The organism is Cyclobacterium salsum (assembly GCF_010119245.1).
Taxonomy (GTDB): Bacteria; Bacteroidota; Bacteroidia; order Cytophagales; family Cyclobacteriaceae; genus Cyclobacterium; species Cyclobacterium salsum.
Genome location: NZ_WNKG01000001.1, coordinates 208,921 through 224,265 on the forward strand (window position 1 = coordinate 208,921; position 15,345 = coordinate 224,265).

The 15,345-nt window shown below is 45.5% G+C and carries 13 protein-coding genes; 11 read left to right on the forward strand and 2 right to left on the reverse strand.

Going from position 1 to position 15,345, the window contains the following annotated elements; translation table 11 throughout:
* Nucleotides 1-13: 13 nt before the first annotated feature.
* A complete protein-coding gene (locus GJS45_RS00850; protein WP_162339556.1) occupies nucleotides 14-1,747 on the forward strand; it encodes a sodium:solute symporter in 1,734 nt (577 codons plus the stop codon).
* Nucleotides 1,748-1,790: 43 nt separating this feature from the next.
* Here the strand turns inward: GJS45_RS00850 and GJS45_RS00855 are convergent, their stop codons facing one another.
* The gene (locus GJS45_RS00855) at nucleotides 1,791-2,639 is read right to left on the reverse strand and encodes a DUF2911 domain-containing protein (RefSeq protein WP_162339557.1); all 849 of its coding nucleotides are present in this window, start codon (nucleotides 2,637-2,639) and stop codon (nucleotides 1,791-1,793) included.
* 239 nt (nucleotides 2,640-2,878) lie between these two features.
* On the opposite strand from GJS45_RS00855, the gene GJS45_RS00860 reads away from it, so the two are divergent.
* Nucleotides 2,879-3,805, forward strand: coding sequence for a 2-hydroxyacid dehydrogenase (locus GJS45_RS00860; protein ID WP_162339558.1), 927 nt, complete (start codon nucleotides 2,879-2,881; stop codon nucleotides 3,803-3,805).
* Between the two features lie 15 nt (nucleotides 3,806-3,820).
* The gene (locus GJS45_RS00865; protein ID WP_162339559.1) at nucleotides 3,821-4,657 is read left to right on the forward strand and encodes a universal stress protein; all 837 of its coding nucleotides are present in this window, start codon (nucleotides 3,821-3,823) and stop codon (nucleotides 4,655-4,657) included.
* On the opposite strand, the gene GJS45_RS00870 is transcribed toward GJS45_RS00865, so the two are convergent.
* Nucleotides 4,644-5,348, reverse strand: a complete 705-nt coding sequence (locus GJS45_RS00870; RefSeq protein WP_202928009.1) for a tetratricopeptide repeat protein — start codon at nucleotides 5,346-5,348, stop codon at nucleotides 4,644-4,646. The two genes, GJS45_RS00865 and GJS45_RS00870, sit on opposite strands and share 14 nt — an antisense overlap.
* Before the next feature lie 117 nt (nucleotides 5,349-5,465).
* Between GJS45_RS00870 and holA the strand changes: the two genes are divergently transcribed.
* The 8 genes from holA (at nucleotide 5,466) to GJS45_RS00910 (ending at nucleotide 15,342) form a co-directional block, all read left to right on the forward strand.
* Nucleotides 5,466-6,488 carry a DNA polymerase III subunit delta gene (holA, locus tag GJS45_RS00875; protein ID WP_162339560.1) on the forward strand — a complete coding sequence of 341 codons (1,023 nt, stop codon included), beginning with the start codon at nucleotides 5,466-5,468 and terminating at the stop codon, nucleotides 6,486-6,488.
* Nucleotides 6,489-6,535: 47 nt separating this feature from the next.
* On the forward strand, nucleotides 6,536-9,505 hold the full coding sequence (locus tag GJS45_RS00880; protein ID WP_235954523.1) for a tetratricopeptide repeat protein: 2,970 nt from the start codon (nucleotides 6,536-6,538) through the stop codon (nucleotides 9,503-9,505).
* Entirely contained in the window at nucleotides 9,502-11,181 is a 1,680-nt protein-coding gene (locus GJS45_RS00885) for a porin family protein (protein WP_162339562.1), read from the forward strand. The genes GJS45_RS00880 and GJS45_RS00885 overlap by 4 nt, the downstream gene beginning before the upstream one ends.
* Before the next feature lie 109 nt (nucleotides 11,182-11,290).
* A complete protein-coding gene (locus tag GJS45_RS00890) occupies nucleotides 11,291-11,965 on the forward strand; it encodes an SPOR domain-containing protein (RefSeq protein ID WP_162339563.1) in 675 nt (224 codons plus the stop codon).
* Between the two features lies 1 nt (nucleotide 11,966).
* Complete coding sequence (locus tag GJS45_RS00895) at nucleotides 11,967-12,668, forward strand: MotA/TolQ/ExbB proton channel family protein (RefSeq protein ID WP_162339564.1); 702 nt, start codon at nucleotides 11,967-11,969, stop codon at nucleotides 12,666-12,668.
* 1 nt (nucleotide 12,669) lies between these two features.
* Nucleotides 12,670-13,062, forward strand: coding sequence for an ExbD/TolR family protein (locus GJS45_RS00900; protein WP_162339565.1), 393 nt, complete (start codon nucleotides 12,670-12,672; stop codon nucleotides 13,060-13,062).
* A 9-nt stretch (nucleotides 13,063-13,071) separates the two neighbouring features.
* Nucleotides 13,072-14,028 carry an energy transducer TonB gene (locus GJS45_RS00905; RefSeq protein WP_162339566.1) on the forward strand — a complete coding sequence of 319 codons (957 nt, stop codon included), beginning with the start codon at nucleotides 13,072-13,074 and terminating at the stop codon, nucleotides 14,026-14,028.
* A gap of 9 nt (nucleotides 14,029-14,037) precedes the next feature.
* On the forward strand, nucleotides 14,038-15,342 hold the full coding sequence (locus GJS45_RS00910) for a bifunctional folylpolyglutamate synthase/dihydrofolate synthase (RefSeq protein WP_162339567.1): 1,305 nt from the start codon (nucleotides 14,038-14,040) through the stop codon (nucleotides 15,340-15,342).
* Nucleotides 15,343-15,345: the final 3 nt, after the last annotated feature.

A 15,345-nucleotide genomic window follows, 5' to 3' on the forward strand; every position in this document is an offset into this window, starting at 1 on the left:
CCCTGGCTTTTTCATGAGTTACCTCGACTGGGCCATCATGTTTGGCACCTTGCTGGCCATTGCATCCTATGGCATTTACAAAACGTACGGCCCCAAAGACATGGACAAGTACCTCCGGGGAGGGAATGATCTTAGCTGGTGGACCATCGGGCTTTCCATTATGGCCACCCAGGCTTCGGCGATTACGTTTTTAAGTACACCGGGACAGGCCTATGCAGATGGCATGCGGTTTATCCAATTTTATTTTGGATTGCCAGTGGCGATGATCATCATTTCGGTTGTCTTTTTACCCATTTATTACCGGCTAAAGGTATACACAGCCTATGAATTTCTGGAAACCCGTTTTGATCTTAAAACCCGAACCCTTACCGCCGGCCTGTTTTTGATTCAACGTGGCCTGGCGGCGGGAATCACCATTTACGCTCCTTCCATTATCTTATCCACTCTTTTGGGATGGAATTTGACGATTACCAATATATTTATCGGCCTGATGGTGATCATTTATACCGTATCCGGGGGGACAAAAGCCGTATCCATTACCCAAAAGCAACAAATGACGGTCATGATGGGAGGGATGATTTTAGCAGGAATCATCGTAATCCAAATGATTCCCGTGAAATTTACCGAGGCCTTGCATTTGGCAGGCAAGATGGAAAAATTGAACATTGTCAATTTTGATTTTGACCTGTCGGATCGCTATAATTTTTGGTCAGGAGTGACCGGGGCGTTGTTTTTATTTCTTTCTTACTTCGGAACCGACCAATCTCAGGTCCAACGGTACCTGACGGGACGGTCGCTGACCCAGAGCAGGATGGGGTTGATGATGAACGGGTTTTTGAAAGTTCCCATGCAGTTCGTGATCCTGTTTATCGGGGTGATGGTTTTTGTGTTTTACCAGTTTTTTCAGCCTCCCGTCATCTTTAATACCATTCAGTTGGATAAGCTCAAGCAGAGCGAATACCTGGAGGAGTTTGACGTCTTGGAAAAGGAATATACGGAGGTATTTGAAAGCAAGAGCGAACGCATTCAGGAGATGTTACAAGCCATTGAATCAGACAATACCATCGAAACGGAGCGGTATCAAACAGAGATTTTTGAACATTCTCAACAACAGGAGCAGGTACGGGAGCAAGTTAAAGCGTTAATTGTCAAACACGATCCACTGGCAGAGACAAACGATACCGACTATGTATTTATGCGATTTGTAATGGATTACCTGCCAAATGGGATTGTGGGACTGTTGTTCGCAGTGATTTTCAGCGCAGCCATGTCTTCTACCGCATCCGAGCTAAACGCCCTGTCGTCTACCACCACCATCGATATTTACAAGCGTTCCCTGCACACCTCAGGGAGCTCCCGGCATTACATGCTTTCCTCGAAATGGTTTACGGCTATTTGGGGCTTGTTTGCCGTGCTATTTGCCACCTATGCCACCTTATTTGAAAACCTGATACAAGCGGTAAACTTGCTCGGATCCTTGTTTTATGGTACTATTCTGGGCATTTTTCTGGTTGGGTTTTTTCTGAAATGGGTAGGGGGTAAGGCGGTGTTTACCGCAGCCATTATTGCAGAATTGATGATTTTAACCCTGCACTACTTCAATGGAACCACCGTGTATGGTTTTGCGGTGGATGTAGGGTACCTCTGGTACAACGCCATTGGTTGCTTATTGGTAATGCTGATGGCCATGCTGATTCAGGGATGGCGTGGACCGGAACCGAAATCGGCCAGCGACTCAACTGAATAGAAAACATTGGAGCTGCTTTTTTTGCAGCTCCAATGTGTCATTATTATTTAAGTGATTCAATCAATCGATCGTTTAATCCTACGTAATCAGGATTTTTGGCTTCTTCGGCCATGGTTTTTGATCTTTCTGCCGTAGCGATGGCTTCGTCATCCATACCTAATTTTGCCTGAATTTTCGCTTTAAGGTGCACCGTATAGTACTTGGCGTCCTGGTCCACGGATTTGGTGATCCATTCAAGTGCGGTTTTCAGGTCCTTGTCATTGGTGAAGTAATAATTAGCTGCTTGAAAATACAGGCCGGGATTATCCGATTCCTGGTCAATTAACTGTTCCCTGATTTGTTTCATGACAATCGGGTCTACTTCAGATTCGATTCGGAATTCAATTTGAGTTTTATCCCATGACAGGTTAACGGTAGCACCGGTATCCGAAAGATCCACAAATCGAATGGTCATGGTTTCCACCACTGGTTTTTGCTTCTTTGCCGGTACCTGTATACGAAGGGCATCATCTTCTGCACTGTACCCCATCGCTCCCCATAGTTCGGTCTTTTTGGAAAAAATGACGGTCCATTGCTTTTTTCCCGGAATGGTGTAAAGGGCGTATTTTCCCGCAGGTAGTGCCTGCCCGTTTACGCGAATCTCGGAATCAAATTCAAGTGTGCTGGGATTATTGGCACCGGTTCGCCAAACCTGCCCAAACGGCACCAGTTCTCCAAAAATTTTCCGTCCCTTTTTTCCCGGTCTGGAATAATCCAGGTGCAGGACGGTCAATCCCATTTGTTGAGATACTTTGCTGTTAGGACTTGCCGGCGGCATGTTGATCTGAGCAAAAGCTACTAATTGAACCAATGACAAAATAGTTGCTAGAAAAAGCATTTTTTTTGTTTTCATAGATATTTATAATTAATTTGAAGATGTAATGACGACAAAACATAACCGGTTTATACGACTGGTTTTTTCTTTATAGCAGTGGTATCAGGTATGTGGGCAAAGATAGTTAAATTACCATCAATATTTGTGTGGATTTTCGTAGTTCTTACGGTGAGTCGGTCCAACCGGAGTCCATGGCTACTACGAACATCCGAAAATTATTTTAACTGGTTTTTAATATAAACGACAACATTCTTTCAATGGGACTTGCAATTATTGCACCAACTAAATCAAAGCAAGAAATCGCTGCCTGGATTGCGGTTTTCAAAGAAATTGATCCTCATATTGAACTTCAGGTTTATCCGGATGTCAATCAGAAAGAATCCGTAGAAGTAGTGGTTCTCTGGCAACATCCCAAAGGAATTTTAACCGAATTTCCAAATTTAAAACTAATCTGCTCCATGGGTTCCGGCGTGGATCACATCATGGCGGATTACGTTCCTGACAATGTGCCCATTACCCGGATAGTGGATCCCAGGTTGACCTTTTCCATGACCAATTATGTGGTGATGGGGATCTTAAATTACCATCGGCAGTTTCTTCGCTATGTCCGGGATAAGCAGTCAAAAACCTGGGATATGAGCAATCCCGAAATCCCCATTACCGTAGGGGTGATGGGAGTCGGCGAACTGGGCGGCGATGTTCTCGACAAAGTGGCCGGTTTAGGTATTCCGGTGATTGGCTTTGGGAATCGCCCTAAATCCGGTTTCAGGCATCCCTATTTTCATGGAGGACAGCTTCAGGAATTTTTAGATGCAGTGAATGTGGTCGTTTGCCTGCTACCACTGACCCCAAAAACCGAGGGATTTCTGAACAAGGACTTGTTCCGGAAATTTAAAAAAGGCACCTATCTGATTAATGTGGCCAGAGGAAAACACCTCATAGAAGCGGATTTAATTCCGGCCATCGAATCCGGTCACCTTTCAGGAGCCCTATTGGATGTATTTCAGAAAGAGCCATTACCTGCTAATCATCCCTTCTGGAAGCAGGAGCAGATTACCATTACTCCCCATATTGCCAGTATCACCAACCATAAAGCGGCAGCACCGCAGATTATGGAAAATTACCGGAACCTGCAGCAAAACCTTCCCCTGATGAATCAAATTAACAAAGAGCAGGGCTATTAAACCTATTATTTCTTTATGAAAACCTACACCATTCTTTGCCCCACCGACTTTTCGGAATGTTCGTTAAATGCGATCGAATATGCTGCCAAACTGGGAGAAAAATTGCAGGCAAAGCTGATTCTGTTCCATGTACCGGATAGAGAAGATTACGAAAACCTTTTTCCCGGAAATATTTTGGACGAAAGCCTGCATACCGCAAAGAAAAAGTTGCAATCGTTAAAAGCTACCGTGGAGGAAGAAAGCCTGGCGAAGGGGCTTTCCTCTTGTGAGAGTGTCATACAGGAAGGAAAAACAGTAGCCACCATATTGGAATTTTCTGAAAGTGAAGGGGCAGACCTGGTCATCATGGGTACCGAAGGGGTTAATGAATTCAAGGAGAATTACATTGGCACTAAATCCAGTCAAGTAGTGCTGAGGGCAGCCTGCGATGTCTTTATCATCCCGCGAAAGGTCTTTTTCAAGGTGCCAAGAAAATTGGTTTACGCAACCAATTACCTGGAAGAGGATAAGCTGGCCATTCAGCGGGTGGTGGAAATCGCCCGGATGTATGATGCGGAATTGGACGTAGTTCACGTCAGTACCAAAATAAGATCCATAGATAAAGCCCTTCATCTTAGTATGGTAGAGGAGCTTCAGCCTTTTATCCACTATGAAAAAGTGAATTTTGTACTGAAATCTTATCGAGACGAGCCAGGCCTAGGCCTGGAGAACTACCTGATCACGGCCAAAGGAAATATCCTCTTTACCCTGAGCAAAAAGAAAACCTGGTTTGAACAATTATTTACAAGTAATCTTTCCAAAAAGATGTCTTACTTTATCAATAAGCCGCTATTTGTGATCAAGAACCTTTAATCTTTGTCAGAATAAAGGTTTTGAACTCATTTCGGGTCTCTTTGTCGGTAAATAGCTGTTTCAGCGTAGTGAAAAAGTGGCTCAGATTATTGGACTTTTCCTCTTGCTCCAACTGGAAAGGCAGGTTTGATGCTCGTGGTCCGTCTGCCTTTTCCGGTTTCGGTTCAGGCGATTCGGAAGGTGAATGACCGGTAAGTTCGTCGGCGACCGAAAAACTCTTCCGGGAAGCGCCCAGATGCCCCAATTTTTCCTCTATTATCCCTTTATTGTTTTGAGCAACCGCATCTTCCGGATCCAGTGCAATGGCGCGCTCGTAATCTTCAATAGCGCCCTGAAAATCACCGATACGATCCTTAAAATAGGCCCTGCTAGAGTATCGATATGGGTTTTGAGGATCCAGGTTTAATGCCTGATCAAATGCCCGCATGGCTTCGTCATTTCGTTTCAGAAGGTGAAGTACCACAGCCCGGTCACTGATAAAGGTCGTATTGTAAGGTTCCAATTCCATCAAGGCATCAAAATCGCTGATGGCCTGTTCCAAGGATCCAAGTCGGGATTGTACCCTTGCCCGGTAGTGCAGGTAATCGGCCTTGGGTCCCTCCAAACTTACCAACCGATCAAATACCTGCAATGCCTCCTCAAATTTGCCTTCTTTATAATAAGTAATTCCAATTTCCAACGTTTCCACCATGCTTTTCTTTGATACACTATATATACAAAAGTAAGCAAGGTAATGTTTCCTTTCATCCTTGTTAATCCTATATTCTTTTTATATTTGATCTCTTATCGAGCCATTTTTAAATCAGGTATGCCCAGTAAGCCGGAAAGTATTCTCAAAGATCTGAAAGCAAATAAGTTTGCCCCCATCTATTTTCTTCAGGGAGAAGAACCCTACTTTATAGATAAAATTACAGGGTTCATTGAAAAAAATGCCCTGGCACCACAGGACCGTGGTTTTAATCAAACGATCATGTATGGAAAGGATACAACCATAGGTGAAATTCTTACCAATGCCAAGCGGTTTCCCATGATGTCTGACCGGCAGGTGGTTATTGTAAAGGAAGCGCAAAATATTCAGGAACTGGGCAGGGAGCAGGGAGATCAATTGCTGATCAATTACATTAATAATCCACTGCCCAGTACCATTCTTGTCTTCGCCCATAAATACAAGGTATTGGATGGCCGGAAAGCATTGGCCAAAGAATTGGACAAAAAAGCGGTGTTGGTCAAATCGGATAAGATACAGGAATACAAACTGGCGCCCTACATTGATCAATATGTGAAGGAAAAGGGATTTACGATTGAACCCAAGGCCTGTCAGGTCCTGGCGGAATCCATTGGAAATAATATGGAAGTGCTGACCAATGAAATTGATAAAATGCTTATCAATTTTGATGAACCGGTAACCGTTAGCACCGCCCATATCCAGCAATACATTGGGATTAGTAAGGACTTTAATAACTTTGAGCTCACCAAATCGCTTAGCTACAAAGACGTGAATAAAGCCAATACCATTATTTGGTATTTCGCACAGAATGCTAAATCCCATCCACTGATTCCCCTGTTATCCCTGCTTTACATGCATTTTAGCCGCTTGCTCCAGGTAAAAGCCAACAAGGGAATGGGAGATAAAGAATTGGCCGGCGTACTGAAAGTTAATCCCTACTTTATAAAAGAATACACCGTTGCTGCAAAAAATTATCCTTTAGGCAAGATTATTGATATCATCGGATACCTGAGAGAAGCAGATTTACGTTCAAAAGGCATAGCGGCCAACAATATGGAAGAGTCAAAAATTCTGAAAGAACTCATTTTTAAAATTCTTCATTGATCCGGATAATGAACAGGATACGGTTAGTAATATTCGCATTTTATTTAGTGGCAGGGGCACCAATGCAGGCATGGGCGCAGGCCAGTCTTAGTCAGATGCATCCCGAGTTGGAATACCAGGCGGCCCTGGATTTATTTAAGAAGGATCAGTTTGCTGCGTCCCGGGAAGCATTTGAACGAATGGAGCTCCATAATCAACAGGGTGATCGAACGATGGAGATTTCCTATTACCTCGCTCTTTCCTCTTTGAAGGGGGATTTTCCGGAAGGGTCATCGGCTTTGGAAGCCTTTTTGCTGGAATATCCCGGAGAAATCCTGGGACATGAAGCGGCCTGGATTCTGGGCAATCATTATTTTACCACCCGAAACTACCGAAAAGCCATTGAGAAGTTTGGTTTGTTGAGCAACGTCGCCCTTAGCGAAGAGCGCCATCCGGAGCTTTTCTTCAAAACAGGCTATGCTTTTTTTCAATTGAAAAATTACCAACAAGCCCAACGCTATTTTGAGCGGGCCAAACGATACCGAAGTCCTTTCCTGGCATCTTCGTATTATTATGCAGGCTTCAGCGCGTTTCAGCAAGATGATTTTGAATCAGCAGTCACCAATTTTAAGGAGGCGGAAAAATCCAGGGAATATAGCCTGAAGGTTCCCTACATGTTGTCTGCCATTTATTATCGGCAGGGGGAGTTGCAACGCCTAATTGATTATGCTTCCCTCTTGATCGGTAAGGCAGGCCTGGAAAACCGCGAGCAAATTCAATTGCTGCTGGCAGAGGCCTATTACGATAACAACGCCTATCCGGAGGCAGCGGGATACTATCAGTCCTTCGTCGCTGCCAGTAAGGGAACGTTATCCAGAGACCAGCAATACAAAGCCGGTGTGGCACACTACGAAAGCAATCAATATGAGAGGGCCAGTACCTTTTTTAAGGAAGTAGCCCTGAAAAAAGATGCCTTGGGACAGATTTCCAGCTATTTTCTGGGGCATTCCTACATTCAGCAGGAGAATTTACCCTTCGCAGCCAACAGTTTCAGTGCCGCTTTTACGATGGATTATAATCCGGAACTAAAAGAAGAAGCCTTATTCAACTATGCCAAGGTAAATCTTGAGATGGGTAAATTTCAGGAGGCCATCACCGCACTGGACCAGTATCTGGATGAGTACCCGAACGGTACCCAAGCCTCAGCAGCGGAGAACTTACTCAGCGATGCGCTTATCAATACCAACAATTACCTAAGGGCCATTCGGCATATAGAAAGCATGCAGCAGAAATCGCCCCGGATAAAGGAAGCCTACCAGAAAGTAAGCTTTTTTCAAGCGATGGTGTATTACCGGGACAATAACCACCGTGAAGCCATTCAGATGCTGAACAAATCACTCGATTTCCCCCAGGATAAGTCCCTGCAAACGCTGGCTCAATACTGGAAAGGAGAGGCTTATGCCGCCAACAACCAAGCGGATGCTGCCATTCAAGCCTACGAACGGGTTTTGGCCATGAATCCACCGGCAGCTGATCCAGCCCTAATCAAGACGCATTATGGCTTGGGTTACGCCTATTTTAATCAGTCAAACTATGAAAAAGCCGAAAATCAGTTTAAGGCCTATACCGATAAGCTACGAGGCAGCAATGAAAAGCAACAGTATCACGATGCCCTGATAAGGTTAGGAGACGCTTATTACGTACAGAAAAAATTTGAAGAAGCGGCAGCCACTTTCCGAAGAGCCATTCAGGAAGACAGCCCTTACAGTGATTATGCGCATTTTAGAGGAGGAGTCGTGGCTAACTTTCAAAACCGAAACCTGGAAGCCATCCGGCAACTGGACCAGGTAATAAACAAGTATCCCAATAGTCTTTACCTGGAAGATGCCTTGTTTCAAAAAGCCCAAATCCATATGGAAGATTTGAATTACCGGCTGGGCAGGGAAGTTTTTTCCAACCTTATCTCATTAAAACCCAACAGCCCCTTTATACCTTATGCCTTGGAAGGAAGAGCGGTGGCCAATTATTCGCTTAAAGATTATGATCAGGCCATTGCCGATTACAAGACGATATTGAACCGTTTTCCCAATGCATCCAATGGGGAAACGGCGCTGGTTGGCTTGCAGGAGAGTCTTTCCCTTCAGGGAAGGTCTGAGGAGTTTTCTACTTACCTATCAGAATACCGGAAATCCAATCCCGCCAGCAGTAATCTACAGAATGTAGAGTTTGAGGCTGCCAAAAGCTTGCTATTTAACCAATCCTACCAGCAGGCAGTCCGGGCATTAGAGGATTTTCTCCGGAACTATCCCAATTCTTCTCAGGTACCTGAAGCCAGGTATTACCTGGCCGATGCTCATTTCCGGATGGAAAATACCGACAAAGCCCTGGAATTGTACTACGAATTGGAAAATTCCGGGGATACCCAATTGAAAACCAGGGTGTTTCAAAAGATTGCTGCTATAGAATTTGAGCGGGAAAACTTTACCAAATCCATCCCTTATTTCCAATTTACCGCCGAAAATGCGCGAAGCACCGCGGAGGAATACGAAGCGTATTATGGATTGATGGTAGCCCATTTTGAATCCGAAAACTACACGGAGGCGGTCAGCCATGCTGATAAAATCCTGGACTTGGGCAATATTACCGTAGATGCGGCTCCCAGCGCTTTATTGATTAAGGCAAAGGCTTTGGAAAACAGTAATCAGCCGGCCCAGGCAGAACCGGTTTACCGGGAATTGGTCGATAACTACAAATCGGAACAAGGTGCTGAAGCCCTTTTCCGGCTTGCTTCGCTCAGCCATGAAGCAGGTGCCTATGAGGCATCCAATGAGCTGATTTTCGAGTACTCCCAGCCTTTTGGCTCGTATGAGTTGTGGTACGGTAAGCAATTTATACTGCTGGCAAAAAATTACATCGCATTGGATGAAACGTTCCAGGCCAAAGCCACTCTGGAATCAGTGATTGAAAATTCGGACATGGAATCAGTCAGAACGGAAGCTGAAGTATTATTGGAAACCATCAACACGACCGCAGAATGAAGCAGTTCATACAGTTAATAGTCTCAGGAGTTGTATTGGCAGTTGTAGTGGTGGTACCTGTTCAGAGTCAGGATACGGGGGAGCCGGAACGGGGAGAAATCCGGGATACGGAGTTTATTATCCGGAAAGACAGGGTGTTAAGCCTTCCCAAACAGTCCCGGGTTTTTGAAAAAAGTCCCGCTTTACCGCCGGTAAGTACCTCTACCGATTATACCTATCAGGTAAACGATTATTTTTTTCCATTGGCTCCGGTGGCACTGGAAACCCAGCCCTATCAAAAACCTTTCCCGAAGCCTGAAACGGACCAAACCATGGGGATGGCCCAATTGGGTTTCGGAAATTACTCCGCTCCATTTTTCCAGTTGGATCTTTTTCCTCAGCCCTATGAAGAAGCTGGTTATGGTTTGCACCTAAAGCATGAGGGATTTTACACCGGGCCGGTGGATGGGCAGAATTCGGCAGAGGATCATACGGATATTTTTTTGAATGGCAGTTTGTATAAAGATATCGTCGAAATATTTGGTAAACTGGGATACCAAAGAGATATGTACCATTTTTATGGCTACACCCCTCAACCTGAAAATACAGTGCTTGCCGATACCATACAGCAGGTTTTTAATACCATTCATACGCAGATAGGTTTGAGAAGAGTTGAAAAGGCAGAACCATTCAATTACTCGGCGAGCCTTTCCCTGAGGCTTTTTAATGACCGATACGAGGCCCAGGAAAGTGAGGCCCTGGTGAAGGCCGCTGCGGGCTTTCGCGCTAACGACAACCTAAATGGGGGAATAGAAACCGAATTGGCATTTACTTCTCCCAGTGATGTGAATTACGAAGCCATCAATAGAAATTATTTTAAGCTGCACCCTTTTGTTCAGTACCGGCAGGAAGGGCTGGACATTAAAATAGGGGCAAATGTGATTCATGAAAACGACATCGTTCCAAACAAATTAAAGGAGTTTTATGTATTGCCAGTAGCATCCGTTTCGTATCAATTGATGCCTGAATTTGGTATTTATGGAACTTACGAGGGAGATGTAAAGCGAAACACCTATTATAGCTTTATCCGGGAGAATCCTTTTTTAGGGCCATCTGAGCAGCTCAGGAATACCATCCAGAATTTTCAGGTTGATGCCGGTATTTCTGGTAATGCCAATGACCTTTTCAATTACCGACTTGGATTGAAATACGGAGATTTTACCAATATGCATTTCTATGGAAACAATGCGATGGATAGTACCCGGTTTCAGCTCATTTATGATAACAACACCAAGGTGCTGGAATACCACGGAAAGCTAAATTATAGTTTTGATGAAATCTACCGAATGGATGCTTCCTTGCATTTTTACCAATACACCCTGGATGAGATCGGGATCGCCTGGCACCGGCCAGAGTGGGAGGTACGTATAAATAATTCCTTTACTCCCAATGAACGATGGACGCTTTATGCCAACTTGCATGCACTGGGAGGAATCAATGCCATCAATCTAGCCTCCGATACCGAACGAGACCTGGATCCCTTGCTGGATTTGCATTTACATGCGAATTATGCGTTTTCCAGCCGGTTTTCGGCTTTCCTTAAGGGGAATAATTTATTAAACCAGCAGTACGAACGCTTTAACTATTATCCCGTGCGTACCATTCAGGTGATTGGAGGCGTTGGGTTTAAATTTTAGTTTGCATAGTCGTTTAGCAAGGGTAGGTGAAATCGGGGAAATATGGTGCCAATATTGTCGATTTGATGGTTTTACTTTAGCTTAGCAGATTGAAACAATCTTTTTTGATATGTCTGAAAATAAATCCAAGGATCAAAACAGCCAACCAAATAACGATGAGGACTTTGGGCTACCTCCGGTTTCCGTCAGGCCACTGGAAAGTCCCATTGCCAAAACGGCTGCATCTCCCGTACCGGTGCCGGTAGGAAAGGGTAAAACGGTAACGGGAAGATCAAAAAGTATTGAAAAAGAGAAAAAAGAACGGCGTTCCAACTGGGCGTTGTGGCTTATCCTTCTTTTGGTTTTACTAATTGGATTTGGGGCTTATTATTGGGGTAATCTCGGCTATTTTAACCCAAATCCGGAAGAAAGTGATGCACCGGTTGCCCAATCAGAAGAACCGGCAGAGGCAACACCCGAACCTGCGCCTGTTCCTGACCCGGTAACCGAAGACCCAGCCCCAGCGGTTGAAGCGGTTACGCCGGTATTGACAGAAATTGCCGAAAGAGCCGATTCTCCGAGGTATTTTTTGGTAGTTGGTAGTTTCATTGATGATGATCTTGCCAGAGATTATTCAGAACGACTCAATAAAGCCGGACTGGAAACGTTTTTGGTGCATCCCTATGGAAGCATCCATTTCTACCGTCTGGCAGTCGGACAGTATGAAAACCTTGACCTGGCACTGGAGGCCATGGATACTTCCCAAACGGAATACGAAGAAAATTTATGGGTACTGAAATATTAATATGATCCTATTACAAACGTTGTCAACCTCAGACGGCCAGCAGGCCGTCGATTCACTTGCTCTCATGGAGGGGGCCGGGTCATCCGATATTGGCCTATTGGAGTTATTGATCAAAGGGGGGTACATGATGATCCCGCTTTACTTGCTCTTTATTTTAGCCATTTTTATTTTTATTGAGCGCGTCATCACCTTAAAAAAAGCCTCCAAAACCCCCAAAGGCATGATCGATCAGGTTAAGATGATGGTTCAGAGTGGAAATATTGAGCAGGCAAAGATGATTTGCCAGGGAGAGGAAACCCCGGTGGCAAACATGATTAGCAAAGGGCTGGAACGCATTGGTAGTCCTTTGAAAAACATTGAGGTGGCCATCGAAAACGTTGGTAAAATTGAGATTTATAAGTTGGAAAAAAACCTGGGGCTGCTGGCAACTGTTTCGGGTGCTGCGCCGATGATCGGGTTTTTGGGTACCGTCGCTGGAATGATCCGGGCATTTATCGGAGTGGCACAGGAAGAAGGAATGGTTTCTCCCAAACTGCTTTCTACCGGGATCTATGAGGCCATGATTACCACCGCTACGGGTTTGGTGGTCGGGATCGTCGCTTACCTGGGTTACAACTACCTGGTTACACAGGTCTCCAAACTGATCCATAATATGGAATATACCACGATCGAATTTATAGATTTACTTCAGGATAAGAAATAATATGGCCCTACAGTCAAAAAATAAAATCGAAGCCGCCTTTAGCATGTCATCGATGACCGACATCATTTTTCTGCTGTTGATCTTTTTCATGCTTACTTCTTCCTTCATTACCCCCTCGGGCTTACCCGTAAACCTTCCGAGCAGTGAGGCCTCCGATATCGTGATGCAGGAAGTGACCGTAAGTATCACCAAAGACCTCAAATATGCAGTAAATGACCGGCAGGTAAGCCGAAATGAAATTAAAGAAGCGTTAACAACGTTATTGAAAGAGAAGAAAGGGTACGTTGTCTTGCACATCGATCAGGAAGTACCGGTGGAGCATCTAGTAGAGGTAGGAGGGATCGCCGCCTCACTCGAAGCCAACGTCACCATCGCCACAAAACCATACAAGTAAGATTTCAAAATGGAAGTTTGGGAAGACCGGAAAGAAACCCTGGAGAATAAGAAGAAAGCCATCCTCATCACGTTTTTAGTAAACGCATTGATTTTGGTAGGCTTTTATTTTATTGTGGTTTGGAAACAACCAGTTCCTCCCATGTCTCAATTTGGCCTGGAATTGAACCTGGGCTTCTCGGATGCCGGAATGGATAGCGAGCAGGCAACGACGGAATCTACTTCCAATACGGAGGCGATCGAAGAAGCAGCAGCCCCGGGTGATCCAGCTTCCCAACCGACTGAAAATGTGGTACCGGTTAGCCCTCCCGAACCGCAACCCACACCAGCCCAACCCAGCAAAAGTCAACCCAGACAGCAGCCGCAATCACAGGTTCCCAGCCCCGTACAAACCAACGAAGAACCGGAACCGACTCCGGATACGCCTACCGAAACAAACGAGAATCCTACCGAAGACCGGGTAGAAAATCAACCGGCCGAAAAGACGGCTCCGGAAAAAGTGGAAGAGAAAAAGCCTACCGTGGATCCGCGTGCTATTTTTGGTGGGGGAGGTAAAACAGGAACCTCCAACCAACCCGCTGCAGGAAACAATGAAGGGACCTCCAATCAGCAGGGCAATGAAGGTAACCCTCAAGGTACCGTAGATGGACGGTCCATCTTGCAATCCGGACGCGGGAATACAGGCGATGGTTCCGGCTACAACCTGGACTTGGCCGGCTGGGACTTTGCCTCCAGGCCCTCCATTGAGGATAATCTATCCAACCGAAACGGCCGCATTGTATTCCGGATTACCGTCAACGACGACGGCCGGATCGTTCAAGCCATCCCTCTTGAATACAACGTCAGCAATGAAGTATTGAATTACTATCGAACCGTGGTCAATGGCCTTTCCTTTAAACGACAAAGTGGAAACCCCACTGCCGAATATTCCACCGGGAGAATTACCTTTGTTATCCGCGTAGATTAAGCCTTTTTCATGAACTATCAGAAATCCCTTGACTTTTTGTACCAGGCTTTACCCATGTTTCAGCGGGTCGGGGCTCCGGCGTTTAAAAAAGACCTAACGAACACCCTCCAACTATGTGAACGGCTGGGAAATCCGCTTCAGGCATTCAAAAGTATCCATATTGCCGGTACCAATGGAAAAGGCAGTTCGGCCCATGCCCTTGCCTCGGTGCTTCAGGAAGCCGGGTATAAAACGGGTTTGTACACCTCTCCCCATTTAAAGTCCTTTCGCGAGCGGATCAAAATCAATGGCCAGGAAATCCCGGAAACAGAAGTATGTCACTTTGTGGACGAGCAACGAGAATTTTTGTTAACGCTAAAGCCCAGTTTTTTTGAAATGACCGTGGCCATGGCCTTTTCCTACTTTGCCCGGGAAAAAGTCGATATTGCGGTCATCGAAACGGGAATGGGCGGCAAGTTCGACAGTACCAATGTGCTGCTGCCCCTGCTTTGTCTGATTACGAATATTGGCCTGGATCATGTTCAGTTCTTGGGGGATACGCTTGAGAAAATTGCGGGCGAAAAAGCGGGTATCATCAAGGAAGGGGTACCGGTAATCATCGGGCAAACCCAGGAATCGACAACTCCTGTTTTTCAGCAGGCCGCCCGGGAAAAAGATGCCCCGCTGTTTTTTGCTGACCAATGCTTTGAAGTTCTGCCCAAAGGATGGAAGCAAGCGGCTGACATGGAAACCCTGGCGCGCTATGAAATCCGGGAAGCCGATGGTAGCACCTGGGAAGTCTCGATGGATTTATTGGGAGATTACCAGGCCAAAAACCTGCCGGGAATCTTGCTGGCCACCTCCAGGCTCAATGAAATGGGATATAACATTTCTTCCGGCCAACTTCTGCAAGGATTGGCAGCAATAAGGGACAATACCGGATTGAAAGGGCGCTGGCAAATACTTGAAAAAAACCCCTTAGTAGTATGTGACACAGCACATAATGCAGATGGAATTAAACTTATTATAGAACAACTCAACCGCCTTCCACATCGCAACCTGTACCTGGTCCTGGGAATGGTTCAGGATAAGGACCAGGGGCAGGTGTTGGCACTTTTGCCCAAAGGGGCACGGTACATTTTCTGCCAGGCAGACCAGCCCCGATCCCTTCCTGCGGAAGCGTTAAAAGAAAAGGCGGCCTTGCATGGCTTACAGGGAACCTGCATAACGGATGTAAATGCTGCCATCGCCTATGCCAAAAAAAATGCCGGGATCGATGACTTGATTTTCGTTGGAGGCAGTACATTTGTCGTTGCAGAAATAAAGGAACTTTAATCG

What these genes read in the sequence shown, in the direction of transcription:
- GJS45_RS00885 (WP_162339562.1), top strand. Translation starts at nt 9,502, where the DNA reads ATGAAGCAGTTCATACAGTTAATAGTCTCAGGAGTTGTATTGGCAGTT.
- GJS45_RS00900 (WP_162339565.1), top strand. Translation starts at nt 12,670, where the DNA reads ATGGCCCTACAGTCAAAAAATAAAATCGAAGCCGCCTTTAGCATGTCA.
- GJS45_RS00910 (WP_162339567.1), top strand. Translation starts at nt 14,038, where the DNA reads ATGAACTATCAGAAATCCCTTGACTTTTTGTACCAGGCTTTACCCATG.
- GJS45_RS00905 (WP_162339566.1), top strand. Translation starts at nt 13,072, where the DNA reads ATGGAAGTTTGGGAAGACCGGAAAGAAACCCTGGAGAATAAGAAGAAA.
- GJS45_RS00870 (WP_202928009.1), bottom strand. Translation starts at nt 5,348, where the DNA reads ATGGTGGAAACGTTGGAAATTGGAATTACTTATTATAAAGAAGGCAAA.
- GJS45_RS00860 (WP_162339558.1), top strand. Translation starts at nt 2,879, where the DNA reads ATGGGACTTGCAATTATTGCACCAACTAAATCAAAGCAAGAAATCGCT.
- GJS45_RS00850 (WP_162339556.1), top strand. Translation starts at nt 14, where the DNA reads ATGAGTTACCTCGACTGGGCCATCATGTTTGGCACCTTGCTGGCCATT.
- GJS45_RS00895 (WP_162339564.1), top strand. Translation starts at nt 11,967, where the DNA reads ATGATCCTATTACAAACGTTGTCAACCTCAGACGGCCAGCAGGCCGTC.
- GJS45_RS00865 (WP_162339559.1), top strand. Translation starts at nt 3,821, where the DNA reads ATGAAAACCTACACCATTCTTTGCCCCACCGACTTTTCGGAATGTTCG.
- GJS45_RS00855 (WP_162339557.1), bottom strand. Translation starts at nt 2,639, where the DNA reads ATGAAAACAAAAAAAATGCTTTTTCTAGCAACTATTTTGTCATTGGTT.
- holA (WP_162339560.1), top strand. Translation starts at nt 5,466, where the DNA reads ATGCCCAGTAAGCCGGAAAGTATTCTCAAAGATCTGAAAGCAAATAAG.
- GJS45_RS00890 (WP_162339563.1), top strand. Translation starts at nt 11,291, where the DNA reads ATGTCTGAAAATAAATCCAAGGATCAAAACAGCCAACCAAATAACGAT.